General features: G+C 37.4%; 20 protein-coding genes. 4 read left to right on the top strand and 16 right to left on the bottom strand.

Going from position 1 to position 23,240, the window contains the following annotated elements:
* Window positions 1-97: 97 nt before the first annotated feature.
* The 4 genes from rpoC to P6922_RS03740 form a co-directional block, all read right to left on the bottom strand.
* Complete coding sequence (gene rpoC / locus P6922_RS03755) at window positions 98-4,084, bottom strand: DNA-directed RNA polymerase subunit beta' (protein ID WP_276874428.1); 3,987 nt, start codon at window positions 4,082-4,084, stop codon at window positions 98-100.
* A 21-nt stretch (window positions 4,085-4,105) separates the two neighbouring features.
* Complete coding sequence (gene rpoB / locus P6922_RS03750) at window positions 4,106-7,870, bottom strand: DNA-directed RNA polymerase subunit beta (protein ID WP_485442257.1); 3,765 nt, start codon at window positions 7,868-7,870, stop codon at window positions 4,106-4,108.
* A gap of 523 nt (window positions 7,871-8,393) precedes the next feature.
* Complete coding sequence (locus tag P6922_RS03745) at window positions 8,394-9,113, bottom strand: LemA family protein (protein ID WP_276874423.1); 720 nt, start codon at window positions 9,111-9,113, stop codon at window positions 8,394-8,396.
* A gap of 4 nt (window positions 9,114-9,117) precedes the next feature.
* The gene (locus P6922_RS03740) at window positions 9,118-10,854 is read right to left on the bottom strand and encodes an MAG1210 family protein (protein WP_276874421.1); all 1,737 of its coding nucleotides are present in this window, start codon (window positions 10,852-10,854) and stop codon (window positions 9,118-9,120) included.
* 232 nt (window positions 10,855-11,086) lie between these two features.
* On the opposite strand from P6922_RS03740, the gene P6922_RS03735 reads away from it, so the two are divergent.
* Window positions 11,087-11,791 carry an AzlC family ABC transporter permease gene (locus P6922_RS03735; RefSeq protein ID WP_276874418.1) on the top strand — a complete coding sequence of 235 codons (705 nt, stop codon included), beginning with the start codon at window positions 11,087-11,089 and terminating at the stop codon, window positions 11,789-11,791.
* Window positions 11,788-12,126, top strand: a complete 339-nt coding sequence (locus P6922_RS03730) for a branched-chain amino acid transporter permease (protein WP_276874415.1) — start codon at window positions 11,788-11,790, stop codon at window positions 12,124-12,126. The genes P6922_RS03735 and P6922_RS03730 overlap by 4 nt, the downstream gene beginning before the upstream one ends.
* A gap of 72 nt (window positions 12,127-12,198) precedes the next feature.
* Here P6922_RS03730 and P6922_RS03725 read toward each other — a convergent pair whose 3' ends face one another.
* From P6922_RS03725 to P6922_RS03705, 5 genes are all read right to left on the bottom strand, one after another.
* A complete protein-coding gene (locus tag P6922_RS03725; protein ID WP_007554638.1) occupies window positions 12,199-12,462 on the bottom strand; it encodes a Txe/YoeB family addiction module toxin in 264 nt (87 codons plus the stop codon).
* The gene (locus tag P6922_RS03720) at window positions 12,455-12,712 is read right to left on the bottom strand and encodes a type II toxin-antitoxin system RelB/DinJ family antitoxin (protein ID WP_007555971.1); all 258 of its coding nucleotides are present in this window, start codon (window positions 12,710-12,712) and stop codon (window positions 12,455-12,457) included. The genes P6922_RS03725 and P6922_RS03720 overlap by 8 nt, the downstream gene beginning before the upstream one ends.
* Before the next feature lie 110 nt (window positions 12,713-12,822).
* The gene (locus P6922_RS03715) at window positions 12,823-13,446 is read right to left on the bottom strand and encodes a DUF2232 domain-containing protein (protein WP_007554627.1); all 624 of its coding nucleotides are present in this window, start codon (window positions 13,444-13,446) and stop codon (window positions 12,823-12,825) included.
* The gene (locus tag P6922_RS03710) at window positions 13,443-13,727 is read right to left on the bottom strand and encodes a GIY-YIG nuclease family protein (protein WP_100069152.1); all 285 of its coding nucleotides are present in this window, start codon (window positions 13,725-13,727) and stop codon (window positions 13,443-13,445) included. Before P6922_RS03710 ends, P6922_RS03715 begins: the two co-directional genes overlap by 4 nt.
* Window positions 13,718-14,977 carry a GNAT family N-acetyltransferase gene (locus P6922_RS03705; RefSeq protein ID WP_276874413.1) on the bottom strand — a complete coding sequence of 420 codons (1,260 nt, stop codon included), beginning with the start codon at window positions 14,975-14,977 and terminating at the stop codon, window positions 13,718-13,720. Before P6922_RS03705 ends, P6922_RS03710 begins: the two co-directional genes overlap by 10 nt.
* A gap of 326 nt (window positions 14,978-15,303) precedes the next feature.
* Here P6922_RS03705 and nhaA point away from each other — a divergent pair, with 326 nt between their 5' ends.
* Together nhaA and P6922_RS03695 are read left to right on the top strand one after the other, a co-directional pair.
* The gene (gene nhaA / locus P6922_RS03700; RefSeq protein WP_276874410.1) at window positions 15,304-16,452 is read left to right on the top strand and encodes a Na+/H+ antiporter NhaA; all 1,149 of its coding nucleotides are present in this window, start codon (window positions 15,304-15,306) and stop codon (window positions 16,450-16,452) included.
* 65 nt (window positions 16,453-16,517) lie between these two features.
* Window positions 16,518-16,640 (top strand): hypothetical protein, encoded by a 123-nt coding sequence (locus P6922_RS03695; RefSeq protein ID WP_276874408.1) that lies wholly within the window; start codon window positions 16,518-16,520, stop codon window positions 16,638-16,640.
* Between the two features lie 90 nt (window positions 16,641-16,730).
* Here the strand turns inward: P6922_RS03695 and P6922_RS03690 are convergent, their stop codons facing one another.
* From P6922_RS03690 to P6922_RS03660, 7 genes are all read right to left on the bottom strand, one after another.
* The gene (locus P6922_RS03690; protein ID WP_276874407.1) at window positions 16,731-17,078 is read right to left on the bottom strand and encodes a hypothetical protein; all 348 of its coding nucleotides are present in this window, start codon (window positions 17,076-17,078) and stop codon (window positions 16,731-16,733) included.
* Between the two features lie 197 nt (window positions 17,079-17,275).
* Window positions 17,276-19,381, bottom strand: a complete 2,106-nt coding sequence (locus P6922_RS03685) for a hypothetical protein (RefSeq protein WP_276874405.1) — start codon at window positions 19,379-19,381, stop codon at window positions 17,276-17,278.
* A 36-nt stretch (window positions 19,382-19,417) separates the two neighbouring features.
* Window positions 19,418-19,840 (bottom strand): hypothetical protein, encoded by a 423-nt coding sequence (locus P6922_RS03680; protein WP_276874403.1) that lies wholly within the window; start codon window positions 19,838-19,840, stop codon window positions 19,418-19,420.
* Window positions 19,833-21,722: a hemagglutinin repeat-containing protein gene (locus P6922_RS03675; protein WP_276874400.1), complete on the bottom strand. Its 1,890-nt coding sequence runs from the start codon at window positions 21,720-21,722 to the stop codon at window positions 19,833-19,835. Before P6922_RS03675 ends, P6922_RS03680 begins: the two co-directional genes overlap by 8 nt.
* On the bottom strand, window positions 21,701-22,237 hold the full coding sequence (locus P6922_RS03670) for a hypothetical protein (RefSeq protein WP_276874397.1): 537 nt from the start codon (window positions 22,235-22,237) through the stop codon (window positions 21,701-21,703). The genes P6922_RS03675 and P6922_RS03670 overlap by 22 nt, the downstream gene beginning before the upstream one ends.
* Window positions 22,234-22,356 carry a hypothetical protein gene (locus P6922_RS03665; protein WP_276874394.1) on the bottom strand — a complete coding sequence of 41 codons (123 nt, stop codon included), beginning with the start codon at window positions 22,354-22,356 and terminating at the stop codon, window positions 22,234-22,236. The genes P6922_RS03670 and P6922_RS03665 overlap by 4 nt, the downstream gene beginning before the upstream one ends.
* Window positions 22,357-22,705: 349 nt before the next feature.
* Window positions 22,706-23,065 carry a hypothetical protein gene (locus P6922_RS03660; RefSeq protein WP_276874393.1) on the bottom strand — a complete coding sequence of 120 codons (360 nt, stop codon included), beginning with the start codon at window positions 23,063-23,065 and terminating at the stop codon, window positions 22,706-22,708.
* Window positions 23,066-23,240 lie beyond the last annotated feature (175 nt).

Raw genomic sequence — 23,240 nt, 5'->3', positions numbered from 1 at the left:
TTTCCAAATTATATCTTTCCTTTTACATTGTAAGGTTTATATGAAATTTATACAAGAAAAAACCGAATTCCTTTTTGTAAGAATTCGGTTTTTTTCATTATTCTTCAAACGGTTGAACGGTTTTTTTGTCTTTTCGTTCAAGTTCGAGTTTGCGATATTTCGCCATTCCCGTTCCTGCCGGTATAAGTTTACCGATGATAACGTTTTCTTTCAAGCCCAAGAGCGGATCTTCTTTTCCTTTGATTGCCGCTTCGGTGAGTACTCTTGTCGTTTCCTGGAATGATGCCGCCGAGAGGAAGGAGTCTGTTGCAAGTGCCGCTTTGGTTGTTCCCAAGAGCAGGTTTTCGCCTTGTGCCTTTACTTTTCCTTCGTCTTCGAGTCGGTTGTTTTCTCTACGGTATGCGACAGTGTCGACTACTTCGCCCGGAAGCCATTTCGAGTCGCCCGAGTCGATAATTTTTATCTTTCTGAGCATCTGATGTACGATGACTTCTATGTGCTTGTCATTAATTTCTACACCTTGTGAACGATATACTTTTTGTACTTCTTTTACGATGTAGTTTTGTGTTGCTTGTACACCGAGTACTTTGAGTATGTCGTGCGGGTTTACGTTACCTTCTATCAAACGTGTTCCGGCTTTGATTTCTTCTCCGTCTTTTACGGAAATTCTCTTTCCGAACGGTATCTTGTAGCTGTCGGATGATTCTTCGTTTGTTACGGTTACAACTTTTACATTTGCATTGTCTTCGGATTCGGAAATTTCAACTGTACCGGAAATTGTCGATATAATTGCATTTCCTTTCGGTTTACGTGCTTCGAACAATTCTTCTACACGCGGCAAACCTTGTGTGATATCTTCTGCAGATGCAACACCGCCGGTGTGGAAGGTACGCATTGTAAGCTGTGTACCGGGTTCACCGATTGATTGTGCCGCAATAATTCCGACCGCTTCTCCGATTTCAACGTGGCGACCGGTTGCAAGGTTTCGTCCGTAACATTTTGCACATACACCTTGTTCCGCATGGCAGGTAAGAACGGAGCGTACAACGAGCGAGTCATAGTGTTTTTCAATTTCTTCCGCTACGTCGTCGCTGATTTCTTCATTCTTCTTGGCCAATACTTCGCCCGTTTCCGGATTGATTACGTTTTCAAGCGGACAACGTCCGGTAATACGGTCTGCAAGGGATTCGATCAATGCACCCGTTTCCACTATCTTCTTTACTTCTACGCCTTCGGATTGTTCCATGCGTACACGGATTTCCGATATGTTTGCATCTAGAAGTGTGTCTGCGATTTCGTCTGTGATGACGCTTCCGCTGCCGATTACGAGTTTTCCTTTTTTGTCGTATACGGCACTTTCAAGTTTTTTACCTACATAGTTTGCGTGAAGTCTGTGATTCATCGCTTTCTTGTATTCTTCAATTATTCCGCTTGTTCCCAAATCTATATCCTTGATTTCGGATGTTCCGTCTTCACCTTGTTTCAAGACGGAGATTTGATTTACCAATGCACGCTGAATAATGTATGTATCTTCCATGTCGAGTGCTTTGCCTTTTACTATAAGCACGTCTTTTGTACGAGGATCGCAAATATCTTCCTGTGTGATTGTACCGATTAAGGTTTCACGTATTTCTTCCATTACTTTCTTGGCGTTCTTTTCGATTGCGATGTTTTTGAATTCTTTGTCGAAGTTCAATACTTTTATGTCGCAGTCTTCTTCACGTACGATAACGTCTTGTGATACGTCTACAAGACGACGTGTGAGGTATCCGGAGTCTGCAGTACGGAGCGCCGTATCTGCAAGTCCTTTTCTGGCACCGTGTGAAGATGTAAAGTAGTCCAATACGGTAAGTCCTTCACGGAAGTTTGCTTTAACCGGAAGTTCTACAGTCTTACCGGATGTGTCGGCGATAAGCCCACGCATACCTGCAAGCTGACGAATCTGGTTGTCGTTACCACGGGCACCGGATTGTGCCATCATCGTAAGCGGGTTGAATTTCTTCATAGATTCTTTCATTGCCGCACCTACGAGATCGGTTGCTTTACTCCATATTGCAACTACACGTTTGTAACGTTCTTCTTCGGTCATCAAACCTCTTCTGTAGTAGTTCTTTACTTTTTCTACAAGCTTGTCGCTGTCGGCAAGTATTTTGTCCTTGCTTTCCGGAACCGCTACGTCATTGATACCGATTGAAATACCGGATACCAATGCATAATGGAAACCGAGGGCCTTAATGCTGTCCAAGAGTTCGCCGGTTTTTGTAAAGCCGAGTTTCTTGAAGCAGTCATTTACAAGTTTACCCATTTTCTTTTTGTCGATTGTAATTCCCAGACCTTCGTATCCGTCACTTCTCTTGTAGTAGAAACGGAGAGGTTCGGCAATTGCAAAGTTGAATATCAAACGACCCGGTGTTGTAACTACTTTTCCGTGTCCCGGTATTCTTACCAAAATGAATTCATGTATTCCTACGTCTTTCAACGCATATGCCGTCATTACTTCGTCATAGCCGGTGAATGCGTGTAATGTACGCGGATCCAAAGCAGCTTCTTCTTCCGGACTTTCATTCGTGATTGTGAGATAGTATGATCCCAAAATCATATCCTGAGACGGAATTGCAACCGGTTTTCCGTCTTTTGTGGACAGAATGTTGTTGATGGAAAGCATCAATGTTCTTGCTTCCGCTTGAGCTTCTACCGAAAGCGGCAAGTGGCACGCCATCTGGTCTCCGTCAAAGTCCGCATTATATCCCGGACATACGAGCGGATGAAGCTTGATTGCTCTTCCTTCCCAAAGTATCGGTTCGAATGCTTGAATACCTAAACGGTGCAATGTAGGAGCACGGTTCAAAAGTACCGGATGTTCCTTGATTACATCGTCCAAAATATCCCAAACTTCCGGAGCGAGTTTATCTACTTTTTTACGGGCAATTTTCAGATTTCCGGCAACTCCTCTTTCAATGAGTTCATGCATGATGAACGGTTTGAAAAGTTCGATTGCCATTTCTTTAGGCAGACCGCATTGGTACATCTTAAGTTCCGGTCCTACAACGATAACGGAACGTCCCGAGTAGTCTACACGTTTACCCAAAAGGTTCTGACGGAAACGTCCTTGCTTACCTTTGAGCATATCCGAGAGAGATTTCAAAGGTCTGTTTCCCGGACCGCTTACGGCACGTCCTCTGCGGCCGTTGTCGATTAATGCGTCTACAGCTTCCTGAAGCATACGTTTTTCGTTACGAATGATGATTTCAGGTGCGCCGAGTCCGAGCAAACGTTTCAATCTGTTATTTCTGTTTATAACTCTGCGGTAAAGGTCATTCAAATCGCTTGTTGCAAAACGACCGCCGTCCAATTGAACCATAGGACGCAAGTCCGGAGGAATTACCGGAAGTACATTCATAATCATCCATTCCGGTTTATTTTCGGAGTAAATGAATGCTTCCACTTCTTCCAAACGGCGAATGCTTCTGATTTTACGCTGACCGCTTCCGTTTATTACTTCATCTTTAAGTTCCGCTTCCAATTTGTGCAAATCAAGTCTGCGGAGCAATGCCTGTACGGCTTCGGCTCCCATTTGAGCTTTGAAAGAGCCTCTTCCGTACATCTGAACGGCTTCTTGATATTCCTGTTCATTCAAAATCTGTTTTTCTTCAAGGTTTGTCGTACCCTTGTCCAAAACGATATAAGCCGCGAAATAAAGTACACGTTCCAATTGACGTGGAGAAATATCCAAAATCAATCCGATACGGCTCGGTGTACCTTTGAAATACCAAATATGCGATACCGGACACGCAAGGCTGATATGTCCCATGCGTTCACGACGAACTTTGGAACTTGTAACTTCCACGCCGCACTTGTCGCAGATCGTACCCTTGTAACGCATCTTCTTATACTTACCGCACTTACATTCCCAATCTTTTGTCGGTCCGAAAATCTTTTCGCAGAAAAGTCCGTCCGCTTCAGCTTTGAGTGTACGGTAGTTGATTGTTTCCGGCTTGGTAACTTCTCCGTGAGACCATTCAAGAATCTTTTCCGGAGAGGCGATGCCTATCTTCATAGAGTCAAATTCATTTACATCCAACAATTACAGCACCCCTTTCCGTACTTATGAATCCTGACCGTCGTCAGATTCAAAATCACCCGGTACGAATCCGCCGTCGGACGGCGCATCCGTATCCATATTTTGCACATCGTTGAATGATGCCACATCGTTGTTTTCTACAACGTTTTCACCCGACATACCTGTTTCAAATACCGAGCGTGAGTGAATGAGCGCATCATCACCTTCAATAAGTTTCTTTATATCTTCTTTTTCTTCTTTATTTTCTTCCGGAGCTTTATAAAGCTTTTCATGCTCATTGCCGGAATCATATTCGTTTTCGTCCAATTCCTTCAAAATTACATCGTCACCGTTTTCATTCAATACACGAACATCCAAACCGATTGACTGCAATTCTTTCATCAATACTTTGAACGATTCCGGAACTCCCGGAGAAGGAATATTCTGACCCTTTACAATCTTTTCGTAAGCCTTTACACGTCCTACGACATCATCGGACTTAACTGTCAAAATTTCCTGCAATGTATATGCCGCACCGTATGCTTCCAATGCCCAAACTTCCATTTCACCGAAACGCTGTCCGCCGAACTGAGCTTTACCTCCGAGCGGCTGCTGTGTAACAAGTGAGTAAGGACCTGTGGAACGTGCGTGAATTTTGTCATCTACCAAGTGGTGGAGTTTAAGCATGTACTTCCAACCGATTGTAACCGGACCGTCCAACTTCTCGCCGGTACGTCCGTCATAGATAACACTCTTACCCGTTTCCGGTAAACCTGCAGCTTTCAAAGTTGCTGCCAAATCTTCATCACGACAACCGTCAAATACCGGTGTTGCGATATGAATTCCGGATTCATCCGGTTCGGGCATTCCGTACTTGTCGAAATCATAACCCAAAGCACGAAGTCTCTTTTCAACTTCCTTCGGATTTTTCTTGATTTCTTCACCGAGCATGTGACATGCCCAAGACAAGTGTATTTCCAAAATCTGACCGATATTCATTCGGGAAGGAACACCCAACGGATTCAATACCAAATCCACAGGACGACCGTCCGGAGTGAACGGCATATCTTCTACCGGCAAAATGCGTGAACATACGCACTTGTTACCGTGACGACCTGCCATCTTGTCACCTTCACGAATTTTACGTTTTTGAGCTATATAAACACGTACAAGCTTATTTACACCCGGAGCCAATTCATCTCCGTTTTCACGTGTAAACACCTTGACATCGACAACTTTACCGAATTCACCGTGCGGTACACGAAGAGATGTATCACGCACTTCACGTTCCTTGTCGCCGAAAATCGCACGCAAAAGACGTTCTTCCGGAGTAAGTTCGGTTTCACCCTTAGGAGTAACCTTACCTACCAAAATATCCCCCGGACGTACATCTGCGCCGACCATAATAATACCGTTTTCATCCAAGTAACGAACGGCATCTTCACTTACGGAAGACAACTGACGTGTAATTTCTTCTTCGCCGAGCTTCGTATCTCTGGCATCACATTCGTATTCTTCAATATGGATTGAAGTGTACAAATCATCCTTGCACAAACGTTCTGAAATCAAAACTGCGTCTTCGTGGTTGTAACCTTCCCAAGAAACGAACGCAACCAAAACGTTGTGACCCAATGCAAGTTCACCGCCGTCGGTAGCCATACCGTCAGCCAAAGTCGAACCGGTTTCAACACGATCTCCCTTGTAAACAAGAGGACGCTGATTTATACAGGTAGACTGGTTTGAACGCAAGAACTTGGTAAGCTCATAAGTATCAAGCTCACCGTTATCCGCACGCACGATAATCTTCTTTCCTGTAACTCTTTCAACCACACCGGAACGTTTTGCCAAAAGACAAACGCCGGAGTCCTGAGCTGCAACCCATTCCATACCGGTACCTACAAGAGGAGCTTCCGGACGCAAAAGCGGAACGGCCTGACGCTGCATGTTCGCACCCATCAATGCACGGTTCGTGTCATCGTGTTCCAAGAAAGGAATCAAAGACGTACCGATAGAAACGACCTGCTTAGGAGAAACGTCCATCAAATCAACTTCTGCGGAATCTGCTTCCAAAACATCCGCACCATGACGACTTGCTACATTTTTATGTACAAAACGTCCCTCATCATCCAAAGGTTCACTCGCCTGAGCAATTACAAGAGAATCCTCGACATCCGCAGTATAGTACTTGCACTCATTCGTTACACGATGAGCCTTCTTATCTATAAGGCGATACGGAGTTTCAATCAAACCGTACTTGTTGATAATACCGTAATTGGACAAAGACGAAATAAGCCCGATATTAGGACCTTCAGGAGTTTCAACCGGACACATACGTCCATAGTGAGAATAATGCACGTCACGAACTTCGAAACCTGCACGTTCACGAGAAAGACCGCCCGGACCCAAAGCCGAAAGACGACGCTTATGAGTAAGCTCCGCCAAAGGATTCGTCTGATCCATAAACTGAGACAACTGACTGCTGCCGAAAAATTCCTTAATAGCGGCAACAACCGGACGAATATTTACAAGCACCTGAGGAGTCATCTTGTCCTGATCCTGAGTAGTCATACGCTCACGAACAACACGCTCCATACGGGAAAGACCTATACGGAACTGATTCTGAAGCAACTCGCCCACACAGCGAACACGACGATTTCCCAAATGATCTATATCATCCACGGAACCGTAACCCTGCATCATATTCAAAAGATAATCTATATAAGCGATAATATCCGCACGTTCCAAAATACGGAAATTATCCTCTCTGTTACCGGAAGAACAAATAACCTTTACAGGAGTACCGTCTTCCTTCTGAGTCATAACCTCAACCTGATCGGTATTTGCAAAAACACCGCTCTTATCCAAAAGCTCTATAGCTTCCTTGTCGATATAAGAATCGGCATCGATAACAATCTCGCCCGTCTCGGTATTTACAATCGGTCCCTCGGTACGATTGCCGAGCAAACGATTCTTCCAAGACAACTTCTTATTCAACTTATAACGTCCGACCTTCGCTAAATCATAACGGCGAGGATCGTAAAAGAAATTATTCAAAAGAGTAGTACCGCTCTCAACGGTAGCCGGTTCACCCGGACGAAGCTTTCTGTAAATTTCAAGCAAAGCCTCCTCGGTAGAAGTAGTCGAATCCTTCTCCAAAGTCTTGATAATATGAATATCGTGATCGAACAAATTCAAAATTTCATCATTCGAAGAATAACCCAACGCACGAACAAGTACGGTCACAGGCATCTTACGATTTCTGTCGATACGTACGGAAATCACACCGCCGGCATCCGTCTCAAGTTCAATCCAAGCACCGCGATTAGGAATAATCTGCGCATTGTAAATTTCCTTACCGAAAGTATCCAACTCTTTCTTGTAATACACACCCGGAGAACGAACAAGCTGAGAAACGATAACACGTTCCGCACCGTTGATAATAAATGTACCGGTATCGGTCATAATCGGGAAATCACCCATGAAAAGCTCATGTTCCTTGATTTCACCGCTCTCCTTATTTACCAAACGCACCTGCACATGAAGCGGAGCACAATAAGTCGCATCTCGAGACTTACACTCCTCAATATTATATTTTTCCTCACCGAAAGAATAACTACCGAAATACAGTGCCCACTTATGTGCACCGTCTTCGATCGGAGAAATATCCGCAAATACATCCTTCAAACCTTCAGCCTTAAACCAATCATAAGAACGAGTCTGAAGATCCAACAAATGGGGCATTTCCAGAACCTCTTGCGACCTCGCGTAAGTATATCTCTTTCTCTTACCGACCTGAACAGGTCTGAACATTTTGCTCTTGGGCATTCCGTGCCTCACCCTTTCTACACAACACCGATATCAGATGAAAAAACGAAGCAAGGTCCTCACACTATAAACCTTGCTTTTTTATCTGTAAACCTCTTTCTGCAAAATAAAATTCATTACAAAAGAATATTTTACCACCACGACAAATATATGTCAACTTCTAGAATAAATTGACATTCTGTTTTTTCATATTAAATTTTAAACGAAAAACGTTATTTGCTAAAAAAATATTTATCAAATGAACCTCTTTCCCATAAACATACTGAAATAATAATAACACAATAAACAAAAAAATACCACGCACAACAAAACGCACTATAAAACCTTATATAAAAACACGCACAAATAAAAACATACACAAAAAATTTCAAGGAAAAATTCCGAATAAAAAACGAAAGAAGAATTGCACATCAAAAACAAAAATATTTGTAAAAATAAAAAGAACGTACAAAATAAATTCATACGTCCTTTTGTGTTTTTTATGAAAATTTTTTCAATTTTTCTTTTTTCAGAAGAATACTTCTTTTGATTTTTGTTTTATTTCTTCGTTTGCGATGAACGGTATGCGTGTTGTTCTGCCTTCTTTTGCCGCTACTATTTTTTTCAGCGGGAATTCGAATATTTCTCTGTTCCATGTGTTTACCGCATCGTTGTAGAGTGTTCTTGCCGCAGTGATTTCTCTTTGCAGGTATGAGTTTTGTTGTATTGCATCTTGTATGGTGTCTTGGCTTTTGAGTTCGGGGTAGTTTTCGAGTGCTATGTTTATGTTTTTGGTTGCAATGTTCATTTTTCTGTCGGCTTCGTTTCTTGTTTCGTCTGTGATGTTTCCGCTTCTGTATTTTGCTATATCGGTTAATATTTTTTCATCGGTATTGATGGATTTTTCTACGAGTTTTGCAAGGTTTTCAAGTATTATTACTCTTTGTTCCATGTAGTTGTCTATTTCGGATGCTGCCGTTTGTATTCTTTGTTCCATTGCGTTGAAGTGTGCGCTGATTTTTCCCATTGCCAACCACGGGTATATTCCTATGACGAGGCCGATTGCTCCTACTATGTAGTCTTTGGAGTATATTCCGTATGCGATGAGTAGTATTCCTACGAGTATTACTATGTAGGGTAATATTTTTTCGCCGCTTGTCGCGGTTACTGCGATTTGTTTGGGTATAACGTGTATTTCTCGTCCTTCTTTCATTATTTCGCTGTTCATTTCGTCTAATTGATTTGCCATTTTTTTACCTCTTTTTCGTATAAATTTGTGCGGTGTAGTAGTCTTTGTATATTTTTCTTCCTTTTGTTTTGTTCAGTTCGCATTCGTTTGCTATTTTTATAATATCATTTTCGCTTGCGTCGGTGTTTACTTTTTTTATTTCCATTTGTGTTGTTTTTTGTATCGGTATGTATTCTTCCCATTGTACCGGTACGGAGTAAATTCGTCCGTTCCCCGCCATTCTCGGTATGTAGTCTGTGTGAGTTTTTGTTTTGTATGAGTGTGCGGTTATTTCTACGATGTCGCTTTCATTTTTTTCTTCTCGTATGCGTGTTTTCAACATTGTTCGTACATTTACCGCGTTTGCCGGTTTGAGCAGATTTATGTCAAGAAGGTTTGCAAGCATTTCCATAAGGTATGTGTTGCAGTTATAGTTGTAGCGTTTTTTGTAGATGTATTCGCTTGATTTCATTTGTTGGTACAAGGGGATTGAAAGCAGCGGCATGAATGATGCGAACATATGCTCAAAGTATTCGCAGTTGTAGTTTATGAATTTTTCGCGTGTTCGATCATATGAGAAGTCTATGTAGTTTTCCGGTGTTGTGTCCATTACCCAGTTTCTCGTATGTTTTGCTTCTATTTCGTTTATTTTCCGGTTTTTTCTGAATATGAAATCATCTCCATATGGGGAGTTTTCAAATATTTCTTTGAAGTTTTGTTGTGCGAGCGGTGTGAAGAGAAGGCGGAATTCTACTTCGTTGTTTCGGTTTTGTGCGTTGAATGTCGCATCAAATTCTTCGTTTGACATTCCTTGTATTTTTCCGTCTGTGGTCATTTCTCTTATTTTTAAAATTTTTTGTTTTATATCGAAGAGTGTAGTTTTTTTGCTATGAGGAATGCGTGAGAATGTAAGGTTTGCCGCAGCATCGTTTCCGTATACGAGTGTCGTTTGTTCGTTGTAGTAGGGTCCGGGTTTTTCTACGCTTGCCGTGAGTGTCTGATAGACGGTTCTTGAGTGTCTTTTCCCTTGTGAGTCGGTGGTGTATACGGTGTATGATACTGTTCTTTGTCCGGTGTATGTGTATGTGCCTATGCTGTGTACGAGTTCTTTTATGAATACGAACGGATTTCCCAGAATATCTCCCGAGAGGAGATCGAGTGTGGAGTAGTCTTCATTTTTCGTTTCGTATAGGTTGTATTTTGTTACAAGTTGTTCAAAGCGTTTCATATTGAAGTTGTAGTCCAAATTTATGAACGGGATTACTTTTCGTATGAGAAAGTGTGTCGTTTCTCTATGAAACAGCGAGTTCAAAGGATACATTTGTTTGTATGCTTCTCTTTGTTTTTGCATGAGGTTTTCTTCTTTTTGTTGCAAAAGGTTTGCGAAAATTTCGGCTTTCTTTTTGAAGTTTATCGCTCCTATAATACTTAAGATTATTACAATCAGAATAATTATGTAGTTTATAGGATTTTGATTTTTGTCGATAAAGTAAAACCAAAGTCCTGTTCCGATTGCAATAAAAAGACAGAGTGCAAATAGTCCGAAAATATTTTCCCGACTTTTTTTCGCATTCGAAAGTTTTTGACTATCTTGGTAGAGTTCGTCATATTCTTTTATAAGTTTTCTGTTTTCTTCTATATTCAAACCGGATTTTTTTACGAGTTCGTCAAAATATTTTTCCGTTTCGTTTTTGAATTTGTCTTTTAATTGTTCTCTGTAATATTTCGCCGGTTCGAGAAGTCCTTCGTCATAGTTTCGCATATTGTCCTCTTTCAATTTTGTGTATATTATACAACATTTCTTTGTAAACATTCATTTTGTTTTTTATCTTTATCTCTTTACTGTTTTGCAAGAATGTATTACAATTTTATATACATTTTTACGAAGGTTTTTACTTGTTTTATAAAATTTTCGATTGAGTTCAAAGTGAATAAATCGTTTTTTCCTGTAGGCACTTTCATGTTTTATTTTACAGACCGAAGGGGGCGTTATATTGCATAAGAGTACGGCATTTACGGCTTTTGAGGAGGCTTTTCCGTATACTATACCTCTTTTTGCCGGTTTTTGGTTTGTGGGTATTTCTTACGGTGTTTACATGCATTCAATGGGGTTCAGTTTTATTTATCCTACACTTATGGCGGCAATTATTTACGGCGGGTCTTTGGAGTTTGTAACCGTTTCAATGCTCCTTTCTTCTTTCGCTCCTTTGGAAACGGCTTTGATTGCTTTTATAATTCAGGCAAGGCATCTTTTTTACGGTCTTTCTCTTTTGGAGAAGTACAGAGGAACGGGTAGGAAAAAACCGTTTTTACTTTTTTGGCTCAGTGACGAGGCTTTCGCTTTGAATTATTCGGCACGCATTCCCAAGGATGTGGATCGTTCATGGTTTTATTTATGGATTTCGTTGCTTTTGTATATATATTGGGTAAGCGGAGCTTTTCTCGGCGGTCTTTTAAGTAATCTCATTACGTTCAATACAAACGGTTTGAGTTTTGTAATCGTTACGTTGTTTATCGTAATATTCTTAAATCATATGAGAAATGAAAGAAGTAAGTTATCTTCATACATGGGTCTTTTCGTTTCGGCGATTTGTCTTGTTATTTTCGGTGCCGATTCGTTTACAATTCCGACTATGATTGCTCTTGTAGCGTTACTTACAATTTTCCGTAAACAAATTGAAAAGAGGTATGAAAAATGACAAGTATGCCCCTTTATCAGCAAATTGCAGTTATAGCGATTTGTGCCGTCGTTACAATTGCCACCAGAGTTGTTCCTTTTTTGATTTTCAAGCCGGATAAGCCGCTGCCGCCTTATATGGAGTACTTGGGAAAGGTTCTCCCCGGTGCGGTTTTCGGTATGATTGTTGTATATTGTTTGAGAAATACTCCCGTTTGCAGGTATCCTTATGGTATACCGGAAATCATAGGTATCGCGGTAACGGTTGCAGTTCATCTTTATAAGAAAAATATGATGATTTCAATGGTTGTCGGTACAATTGTTTACATGATTTCCGTACAGATGATTTTCATTTAGAAATATAAAGACTTAAATAAAAAAGAACTTTATCTTCGATTTCTCTTTTGAGTATCGTCGATAAGGTTCTTTTTACTTGTCTCTATAATGGGAACCGCATTGTGCTATTAAAACGGTATCGTTTTTTATTTTATATACTATACGATTTTTACTGTCAATTCTCCTGCTCCAATACCCTGAAAAATTGCCTTTCAACGGTTCGGGATTTCCAATTCCTTCGTACAAATTTCTGTCTATATCTTTCAACAACATCAAAATTCTTTTCAATGTTTTCTTATCTTGTTTTATCCAATAATTGAAGTCCTCCCATGCTTCGTCAGACCACGATTTAATCATAGAACTCCACCTCGTGAATTGTTCCCTTTCCGTTTTCAAGTTGTTCTATAGATTTTTTAAGTCTTTTCATATTTTTTTCATTATAAAAAGGATCCGCTTCTATCATAAACGGGATTCGATTTTCACGTGCAACTTTTACCGCAAATAAAGTAAATGCCGCCGTCATGGTAAGTCCCATACTTTTACATGCTTTTTCCATATTCTTTTTTATATTTTTATCTATACGAAAATTAATTGTTGCCTGTTCCATACTTACCTCCTATATACATCATAAATACATTGTATATATTTTTCTGAAATTTGTCAAAAAAAGAACTTTATCTTCGATTTCTCTTTTGAGTATCGTCGATAAGGTTCTTTTTATCTTCTTAATGCTTCTTTCAGTTTTTTGTATATTTCTCTTCCTATTTCCTGATTGAAATATGCATAGCAATATGCGTTTATTATGAATATTACCGTTACGGCTATTATTCCGGATGTCGTATTTACCGATTTTGCCGGATCCGGATCGAAGCCTGTCATTTGTGCGAGCGGTATCCAGATGAATTTTATTATTTTTACAAGTCTTTCTATGGATGTTGTAAGTATGTCTTTTATTCCCAGTATGTAGATTGAGAATATTATTTTGTAACTCATTTCGATTATGTATGCAAGTGCGGTGATGTGCAGTGTTTTTACGTAGGACCATTTTTTGTGAAATGCGTATCCCATTGCAAGGCCCAGTGCCGCCGCATAGAATGCCGTTGTGAGTCCTATTTCCGGTCCGCCGATGAGGTTTACCAGAAGTACTACTATTACCGATGTCGCAATTCCCCATTTCATTCCGCTGAATGCGCATATTATAGCTATCGGAACGGGGGATATCAGCATCGTGATGAATACGAAGAACGGTGCTATGAGTTTCAAAAGTACGAGTATTGCCGATATTGCCGCTGCCAATGATGATTCCGTCAGTTTTTTCGCTTTCAATACAGATGAATTCATTCTGTCGCCTTTCCGAATTTTTTTATTTTTTCTTCTTTTTGTTCTTTTGTGAGTCTTTTCATTTTTATTTCTTCACTTCTTGCAGTGTGTTCGTCTTTCCATTCTTTGTACCATACGAGCGTGACGGGAAGTCTGCTTCTTGTGTATTTCGCTCCTTTTCCTTCGTTGTGCGTTTCAAGTCGTTTTTGAAGGTCGGTTGTGTATCCGCTGTACAAACTGTTGTCGCAGCATCTCAGCATGTATGTGAAGTATTTCTTTTCTTTCATTGTTTTCAGTACCATTCACTTATCCATGTTTTTGCGTGCGGAAACATATTTTCACAGAAAAGTATCGCAGATCTCTTGTCTTGTTCTTCTTCCGTCAACCATTTTATACGTCCTTTTTCCGAAAGTGTTTTGAGATCTGTCGTTCCTGCAAGCAGTTGTGAAAGGTCTCCGATTTTTATGCAAAAATACGGTTCGGGTACTTGGTCTCCCATTTTCAGTCCGGATATTTCTTCTATGTGAAGTTTCAGATCATAGAGTACGTCTTCTTTTACTGCGTGTATGTATCCGTTTCTTGCACGAAGATGGTAAATTCCGTTGTTTTCCGAAAGGAAGGGGTCAGTCACTATAAAGCTCAGACTTCCTTCGAGCAAAGGATTGCACGGAAGTCCGTCAATTGCCATTACCGGATCGTTTATACGCATCATCATGAATGGAAATGTACGGTTTTCTATGTATTGGTGTTCGGCACCGTCATTCCAGTAGAGGTATGATGTGTCGCTTATCGGTTCGTACCATGTGCATTTTTCGACTTGCCCTATATGTGATGCCATGTATGCATAAATTCCACGTCTGCCATATTCGTTTGTGAATGCGATTTCGTTGCATATAATGGAGTTTTCGACTATTGCATAGAAAATGTATCCGCATGGATTTTCTTCGTCATACATTATTGCAATGTATCCTTCTTGAAGTTGTCCTTCTATGCGGTTTTTCCATGCTTTTTCATCTCGCACTGTACAACCTTCAAAATCTTTTGTATATGTTCTGTATATGAAATCCAATGTTTTCCATTCTTTTGTATCTTCTATCGTTTGCGTTTTAAATGCACGCTCGGATATTTTTTTCAAATCTTCGGGTCTTGCACTTCTTTCCCATTGAAAGGCATAAAATCCGAATCCTAAAGGATAGTAAATTGATGCATCGGACGGCATAAGTATTGTAATCGCCTGTCCTTTTTTGCACGCAAGACGAAGTGCCGAGCGTATGATTTCTTTTGCGTATCCTTTTCCTCGTGCGGCAGGATGTGTGGCAAGTCCGACAAGGTAGTCTACATTGAATATTTCGTTTCTCAATCGTATTTTATAGGGTCTGCAGTGTAAGTTGCATGCAGCTTTACCGTTTTCTTCACCGATCAAAACGTCTTTTATGTCACATATTCCGTTGAAGTACCAATCAAAAAACGGTTCTCCTCTTTTTTCAAAACAATAATCCCATAACGCTTCTATTGACTTTTCATCGCTTTTTTTTGCTCTGCGAACTTGCATATATGCTCCTTTTTCTGTAAATACTTTTTATACAGTATACACAAAACAAATTGAATTGTCTTTAAATTTTAGAAGATTTACAATATTTCGTACACGTTTAGTTGCATTTATACTTTTATTTTTCATTACGTTCAAGTGCAATTTCATTTTTGTTTTTGAAATATTTATTCCGCATTTTTATTTCATGACTTTTTGTTTATGATTTTTATACATATTACTTTTTGTTTATTATAACTAAAATTGAAGTATATCAATATATTATTTTTTATGATATAATTAAGCTGCTGTTTAACGGGATTTCCCCTTTTTTGAAAAAGGAGTATGTTTTGAAAAAGTTAATTAATTCATTTATAAATCACGAAGCCGCCGGCGGTATGATATTGTTGTTTTTTGCGGTGTTGGCTCTTATTATCGCAAATTCTCCGCTCGCATATTGTTATGAGCATTTACTTCATCAGGAAATTACTCTCGGTTTCTCTTCTTTCGGAATTGAAATGTCTTTCCTTCATTGGATCAATGACGGATTGATGGTTATCTTTTTCTTTGTTGTAGGTATGGAAATCAAGCATGAGTTTCTTTACGGTGAGTTGAAGTCGCTTTCTGCGACAATTATGCCGATTACCGCAGCTATAGGCGGTATGATTGTACCGGCAATTCTTTATTTTGCGGTTAATGCCGGTCTTCCGACTTCGGGCGGTTGGGGTATTCCGATGGCGACCGATATAGCTTTTGCACTCGGTGTAATAATGCTTGTCGCACGTAATGCACCTCCCGGTCTTGTGGTGTTTTTAACTGCTCTTGCAATTGTGGATGATTTGGGTGCAATTATCGTTATTGCGCTTTTCTACAGTACCGATGTATCTTTCATCGCTCTTGCGTCCGGACTTGCAGCATTGCTTATCGCTTTCATTTTCAATCGCATGAAGGTAAAATCGTTTATTCCTTACCTTCTTGCCGGACTTGTTGCGTGGTATGCGTTCCTGAATGCCGGTATTCATCCTACGATTGCCGGTGTATTGCTCGGATTTACAATTCCCGCCGGTGAAAATTCACTGCTTGAAAAACTTGAGCATACGCTTGCTCCGTGGTCTTCATTTTTCGTAATGCCGGTTTTCGCTCTTGCAAATGCCGGTGTTTCCGTAAGCGGAGGTATAGGAGATGTATTTTCGCCTATCGGTATAGGTATTATACTCGGTCTTTGTGTCGGAAAGCCTTTGGGCATTTGCGGTGCGGTTATGCTTATCAAAAAACTTTTCAAGGGAGATATTCCCGGCAAAGCACGTAAATTGCAATTGATTGCAACCGGCGCATTGGGAGGTATCGGATTTACAATGTCGATATTCATCGCATCTCTTGCAATGGATACTCCTCATCACTTGGAAGTTGCAAAACTTTCCATACTTTGCGCTTCTCTCCTTTCCGGTATAATCGGTATGGTTCTTTTCAAAGTCGATGAAAAATTGCATAAATCATAAATAAAATACAGTCTTGTTTGATATGTACCCCCTTACCGGACAAACCGGTAAAGGGGGTATTTTTAGTGAAATATAATTATAAATTTAAAAAAGAATGTGTTCAAAAATACAAAAAAGATGAATATCCTAAAACACCTATAGGATGGCTAAGCCCGGTGCAATACAGGCTTAGACTCTTGGGTGCATAAAAATAGCGTAGCAGCCATATAAACTGCTACGCTAAAAAAATCTAACTTTTTGCATTACGATACACCCTTTTATATGCATAATGAAACATATTAAGTTTTGTTTTTCAACATTAGTCGTCTATTCAGTTTTTTATAAATTTTAAACTCTTTTTCGGACAAATCTTTTTCCGAATTCAATTTTGTAATCGGAACGTCTTTCCATATGGGGTGGTCAAATTTTTTGTTTAGGTACTCGTCGGACAAATCTCTTTTTAAAACGGTTATGCTGAAAGGAACGGCTTGAATAATCCAAAATCCTTCACGTCCTAATACGTAACACATTTTATCGTCATAAAATAAGTTTCTTTCTATTTCATAATCATATACATCACTTTCAATAACAGTATAATGCGGAGTCCATCTGATTTCAGGTCTTTCTTTTAAATAAACATCTTTCATTTCATATTTAAACCTCTCGGGATTATATAATATAAAGATATTTCTCTCATTCATATTATTCCCCACGTAAAAAACAGCTATTTGATTTTCACTTAAACCTCCGGGATTTCTCACAAAACTTTTATATCCCTTATATATGTTGTACGAAAAGAAAAGAAGAAAACAAATTATGAAAAACTGAATTATTTTTTTTATTTTCATAATTTACCGCCTATTTCAGCAGTCCAATTATACGGGATTAATGATCCATATTTTTGAACAAAATAAGCACCGTTGTTTAAAAATTCCGTTCCTATATGCGAAAGTATGCCGGATTCATTCTTTTCGGTATTATTTAAATTACTTTTAAAAATTTTATTATAATAATACGCTAAATCAAAATTGTATTCAAAATTATACGTATCTCCGACAATTCCTTTATATGAAATATTGCCGTTATTATCTTTCGATATTTCAATTGCAAGTTTTACTTTCCCGTATGCTAATTTTCGATTTAAATTGCCGCTTCTATTATAATCGAGTGAACTGTAATACGCTTTCTTTTCTCCGTTATTTATATTTTTTGCAAGTTCTTTTACTTTATATGTTAATTCATCCGAATCCTCTATATCATTTGTTAATGTTGAACCCTTGTAGAAAGTTTGAGATTGTCCTTTACCCGCTAAACCATGTCTCAATAAATCATATGCAAAAGTAACAGTTTTTAATTCATCCAAGCTATATTGTGCAAGAAACCAAGCAGTGTCAGAACTTACAGGAACCATGCTTGCTTTGTTTTCTTTTACTGCAAGATTTATAAATCTGTTTTTCATATTTTCACTCAATGTTTTTTCGAGGTTTCTTTTTAAATCTTTTTCCGCTTCGTATAAATCTGAGTGTTCGCATTCTTCTTCAAGTTTGGGTGATCTGATGCGTATTCCGTACACGTAAACCATAGGAAGGGTAGACGTGCCATCTTTTTTATATTTTGCAAGTTTTAATTTATATTCTTCTTCAAGTTTGAGGTCTTCTTGTATAAGTTCTATTACTTTGTTTTTTGATGTTTTCATAAATTCGATTATATTCTTTTCAGAGATATTGTGTTCTTTGAGTGTTTCATTTATCGCCTGAACTGCTTCTTTGTTTCCAAGTTCCCAGTACTGACTTTTATCCGCACTCGGGTCTTTTTCTTTTGCTTTGTTTATTATATCTTTCAATAGATATACTATTTCTTTGTCAGTCATTTGTTTTCCGTCTTTCTTTTTCATTATTTCTTTCACTTCGTTTATTGTAAAGTTTTCATATGCAAGTCTGTTCCATTTAGTTCCTGCAACGGCGGTTTGTTTTCCTGTGTTGTTTTTTGTTATTTGATCTATTGTTTCGCCAATCAGGTAGCTGATCCATTGAAGGGTGTCGGGGTGGTCTTTTATCCATTGTTTGCCTTTTTCTTTTTCTATTTTGCTTATTATTGCTTCATTCAGACTTCCGGCAATGGCTCCTGTTGCTGTGTTTCCCGTGAGTTTTCCTTCTATCGCTCCCAGTGCCGTGTGCATTAGGAGTTTTTCTTTGCTTCCTTCTTTCCAACCGTTCTTTTGTGCTATTTTGTGTATTGTTTTGTTTCCGATTTCTTGTAATGTTTTTATCATTTCTTTTTGTTCTTCAATTTCTTGTTTGTCGTAGATTTCTTTGAGTGTTTCGAGTTTTATTTCTGCATTTGTTTGTATTTCTTGTATGTCTTGTTTTTGGTTCTCTTTGTCTCTTATTTGTATGTTTGCGTTTTGTATTGTAGTTTTTGTTTCGTTTGTTTCTTTTTTGTTTAGTGACGGGTGTATCTGCGGTGTTATTCCTTTTTCGTTCAGTTTTCCTTTTTTGTCGGTGTTTATATTTATTCCTTGTCCGTCGGTTTTGTATTCGGCTTTGTTTTGTATGTGTTTGTATTCGAGTGTTCCCGTTACTAAATTGTTTTTGTCTTTATTCGCTTTGCTTTGTATTGTGCTTCCTTTTAATGTTGTTTTGTTTTTTATGTTTATGTCGTATCCGTCTTTTCCTGCATATATTCCGGCTTGTGTAGTTACGGCTTTATAGGTGCTTTCGATTTTCTGATTACCGATTCCCGATTTTACATTTATGTTTTTGTGCATGTCGATATCTATTCCGATGTTTACATTGTTTTGTATTTCTTTATTTGTTTTTATGTCTTGTTTACTTTCAAGGTTTAAATTTTCCGCCGATATTTGTACTTTGTCGGCTTTTATTTCGCTTTGAGTTATATTTGTATTTTTATTGCTTTTTAGATTTATTTTATTTGCATTGAACCGGCTCATTGTGTATGTTTGTACTATCTCTTTTTAGTTTTTTAATCACTCAAAATTTTTATTGAATAAAAAATATATAAAAATATAAAATATACTTGCAACTAAATAAATTATTATATATTTTTTTATTGATTTCCTTTTTTCTTCGTTTTCAATAAAAATATATGAGTATTTTTTTAATTTTAAATAGAAAGATATTGCTGCCGCTAAACCTGCCAATCCCCATATAAAAACACCCAAAAAAGCATATTTTTTAGAAATAATATTTAGCATGCCCAAAAAAGCCATCAGAGAGCCTAAAAGAACTAATATTATGGAAGGAATTTCTATAATAAAACGTAGTAATTTATAATCTTTTTGTTTAGAAAAATGTACAATAACCCCTTTTGTAAAAAATATAAATCCTAATACCATTCCCCATACACGAACATCTCCGGAATATATAATATGCTGAAATAGTTTAATCATTTACTTCACCTTCATATATCCTACGTGATTGTTCTTCTTTTATAGTCGGGATATCATCTTTTAGTAAAGTTTTAAAATATTCTCCTCCTAAACTACCTAAGGCAGATCCTCCAATACCTCCAACACCGGGTAACAAAGCATTACCAATACCGCCACCCAATATAGCTCCACCTGTAGGAATAACATCTGCAACCCAAGCTTTACCTAAGTTCCAACCGTCATATTTATAATAATCTTGATACATTTCATATCCTGTCATAAGTAGAGTTACTCCTCCGATTTTTACTGCCGTTTTAGCTAAAGGACTCTTTATTACATATTGTATTACTATCAATTCAGGTGTCATGTCCGCTTTGCTTGAAATAATTTCCGATACAAAATTTTCTCCTAAACTGAAACTGCTCGGATTATATTTTTCCGGAGGTGTAGGCATTTCTTTTATTCTGTCAAATGCATATATTCGTCCTTTAGAATTTTTTATTATATTTATTCTTAATTCAATAATACTCCAGTCTTGTTCCCTTAGGTATCTATTGTATTCTTTAAAGAAACTTATTGCACTGTCTTTTGTTATTCCTTTGGTCATAAGGTATTGTATTCCTTTTTTGTATGATGCCGTATTTTCCGCATAAAAAACATTTGCATTACCTTTTTCAGGTTCTTGTTCTATCATTATAGTGTTTAAATCTACTAGTATCTGTATTAATTCTTTGTTTGTAATTTCTTTTTTATCTAATCTCTCTAATAATATTTTCCCTATTTTTGCCACTTTTACGGTTCGTTCTTCAAATGCAAAGTAGTTCCACTTTGTTCCTGCAACGGCGGTTTGTTTTCCTGTTCTTCCTCTTGTTACTTGGTCTACGGTTTCACCAATCAGGTAGCTGATCCATTGGAGTGTGTCGGGGTGGTCTTTTATCCATTGTTTGCCTTTTTCTTTTTCTATTTTGCTTATTATTGCTTCATTCAGACTTCCGGCAATGGCTCCTGTTGCTGTGTTTCCCGTGAGTTTTCCTTCTATCGCTCCCAGTGCCGTGTGCATTAGGAGTTTTTCTTTGCTTCCTTCTTTCCAACCGTTCTTTTGTGCTATTTTGTGTATTGTTTTGTTTCCGATTTCTTGTAATGTTTTTATCATTTCTTTTTGTTCTTCAATTTCTTGTTTGTCGTAGATTTCTTTGAGTGTTTCGAGTTTTATTTCTGCATTTGTTTGTATTTCTTGTATGTCTTGTTTTTGGTTCTCTTTGTCTCTTATTTGTATGTTTGCGTTTTGTATTGTAGTTTTTGTTTCGTTTGTTTCTTTTTTGTTTAGTGACGGGTGTATCTGCGGTGTTATTCCTTTTTCGTTAAGTTTTCCTTTTTTGTCTGTGTTTATATTTATTCCTTGTCCGTCGGTTTTGTATTCCGCTTTGTTTTGTATGTGCTTGTATTCAAGCGTTCCCGTTGTAAGGCTGTTTTTGTCGGTTTTGCTTTGTATGGTGCTTCCTGTTAATTTCGTTTTGTTTTTTACATTTATATCGTAGCCGTCTTTTCCTGCATATATTCCGGCTTGTGTAGTTACGGCTTTATAGGTGCTTTCGATTTTCTGATTACCGATTCCCGATTTTACATTTATGTTTTTGTGCATGTCGATATCTATTCCGATGTTTACATTGTTTTGTATTTCTTTATTTGTTTTTATGTCTTGTTTACTTTCAAGGTTTAAATTTTCCGCCGATATTTGTACTTTGTCGGCTTTTATTTCGCTTTGAGTTATATTTGTATTTTTATTGCTGTTTAGATTTATTTTATTTGCATTGAACCGGCTCATTGTGTGTGTTTGTACTATCTCTTTTTCGTTTCCTTTGTTTTGCATGTAACTTAAATTTATTCTTTCTGCATCAAACATTTTTTTACTTTTTTATAAATTAATTTACCTAAAAAATATATAATAGCCTCAAAAAGTATGGCACTTAACAAAATACCCGATACAAAAATTAGATTATATAAAATCTCTATAACAGTATATTTTAATTTAAAAATATAAAACTCGCTAATACCTAAATTTTCTAAATCTGAAACACAAGCAATAAATATAATAAGTAAAACGGCAATTACAGGTAAAATCCATACAACAAACCATTTCGTCCCATAATAAAACAAATAAGAAAATAAATAGTAAACACTTATCCAAAGCAAAGATGAAACTATAAATCTATATATTAAAATTCTATTTATTTTTTTATACAAAAAGTAATAAGAAAATATCCAAAATTCAGATATAAATAATTTACATAAAAATCTTAAATCATAATTTATACCATAGAAATCCCTTAACGGAAATAAAATATCAACAATTATAAATGTAACATTACATAATAAAAGTAACCCTAATAAAGTATTAAATCGTTTCCATTCATTCATATCAATGCCTTTTTATCTTTCAAAATATTTAAATCAAAATAGCCTAAATCGTTTTGTATAAGTTTAAACGGTATTGACATTTTCCATGCGATAGGCTCTATATGAAATGCTGAACCCACTCTATTAAATCCGGCTTTATTTTTATAACATTATAACATTTTTCTAATATGTATAAGTATGTATAGAAAATATATTAGTTTTATCGGATTTTTACAGTTATTTAAAATAGATATTACAAGTTTAATATCTATAATGTGTTGATTTTTTTATTTTTACATAAAATTTTAGTATATGTATAATGCTAAATATTTTCCTGTAGTTACGGTCAAGTAAATAGATAATAGATATATTGCTATTGTTGCAAATATTAATGACGGGAGATAATAAATGATACGACCGGGATATTTTTCTCTCAACTCAGGATTTGCGATTGAAACTATAACATCTACAAGCGGGGTATTAATATAATTACCGAATAAGTGAAGTAGTCCATATGCATGCATATATGGTAGGAGTATCTTTTCTGAATGCATATAAAAACAGATATGTCAAAAACAGACTGAAAGAAGAAAATATAGTAACAAAATATATAATTTCGAAAATCATATTAAGTATGGCAGTTGCAAAAACACCGAAAGCCAAGTAACCGGAAAATTCGTGATGTTTGTAATCCTGATACATTGCAATGAAAGCCAAAATGAGCCAACTGTAGTATGCGTATTGACGGCAATTGAAGTACATTGCGATTCCGTATGCCGCAAAGTATATTGTCAGAACAATTGCACTGAAATGATCTTTATAGAATTTATTTAAATCGTATGTAAACATAGCACCCCTTATATTAAATAATTATTAAATCTTGAAACTATTATATATTTTTAACGTTGATTTTGTAAAGGGGAAATACAACAAAGAAAATTCAAAGTAAAGAAAATGGATGCCACCTATAACTTATAGGTTAGCATCCATGATGTAAAAATTTAATATTTGTGTCCAGTTTTTG

Source organism: Dialister micraerophilus (assembly GCF_947090205.1).
Taxonomy (GTDB): domain Bacteria; phylum Bacillota; class Negativicutes; order Veillonellales; family Dialisteraceae; genus Dialister; species Dialister micraerophilus.
Note: the sequence above shows the minus strand (reverse complement) of the source record. Positions and strands in the feature narration are given on the sequence as shown.

What these genes read in the sequence shown, in the direction of transcription:
- P6922_RS03730 (WP_276874415.1), top strand. Translation starts at nt 11,788, where the DNA reads ATGACAAGTATGCCCCTTTATCAGCAAATTGCAGTTATAGCGATTTGT.
- P6922_RS03685 (WP_276874405.1), bottom strand. Translation starts at nt 19,381, where the DNA reads ATGAGCCGGTTCAATGCAAATAAAATAAATCTAAAAAGCAATAAAAAT.
- P6922_RS03715 (WP_007554627.1), bottom strand. Translation starts at nt 13,446, where the DNA reads ATGAATTCATCTGTATTGAAAGCGAAAAAACTGACGGAATCATCATTG.
- P6922_RS03745 (WP_276874423.1), bottom strand. Translation starts at nt 9,113, where the DNA reads ATGGCAAATCAATTAGACGAAATGAACAGCGAAATAATGAAAGAAGGA.
- P6922_RS03670 (WP_276874397.1), bottom strand. Translation starts at nt 22,237, where the DNA reads ATGAATGAATGGAAACGATTTAATACTTTATTAGGGTTACTTTTATTA.
- P6922_RS03680 (WP_276874403.1), bottom strand. Translation starts at nt 19,840, where the DNA reads ATGATTAAACTATTTCAGCATATTATATATTCCGGAGATGTTCGTGTA.
- P6922_RS03710 (WP_100069152.1), bottom strand. Translation starts at nt 13,727, where the DNA reads ATGGTACTGAAAACAATGAAAGAAAAGAAATACTTCACATACATGCTG.
- P6922_RS03720 (WP_007555971.1), bottom strand. Translation starts at nt 12,712, where the DNA reads ATGGAACAGGCAACAATTAATTTTCGTATAGATAAAAATATAAAAAAG.
- P6922_RS03690 (WP_276874407.1), bottom strand. Translation starts at nt 17,078, where the DNA reads ATGAAAGATGTTTATTTAAAAGAAAGACCTGAAATCAGATGGACTCCG.
- P6922_RS03740 (WP_276874421.1), bottom strand. Translation starts at nt 10,854, where the DNA reads ATGCGAAACTATGACGAAGGACTTCTCGAACCGGCGAAATATTACAGA.
- P6922_RS03660 (WP_276874393.1), bottom strand. Translation starts at nt 23,065, where the DNA reads ATGTTTACATACGATTTAAATAAATTCTATAAAGATCATTTCAGTGCA.
- P6922_RS03675 (WP_276874400.1), bottom strand. Translation starts at nt 21,722, where the DNA reads ATGTTTGATGCAGAAAGAATAAATTTAAGTTACATGCAAAACAAAGGA.
- rpoB (WP_485442257.1), bottom strand. Translation starts at nt 7,870, where the DNA reads ATGTTCAGACCTGTTCAGGTCGGTAAGAGAAAGAGATATACTTACGCG.
- P6922_RS03725 (WP_007554638.1), bottom strand. Translation starts at nt 12,462, where the DNA reads ATGATTAAATCGTGGTCTGACGAAGCATGGGAGGACTTCAATTATTGG.
- P6922_RS03705 (WP_276874413.1), bottom strand. Translation starts at nt 14,977, where the DNA reads ATGCAAGTTCGCAGAGCAAAAAAAAGCGATGAAAAGTCAATAGAAGCG.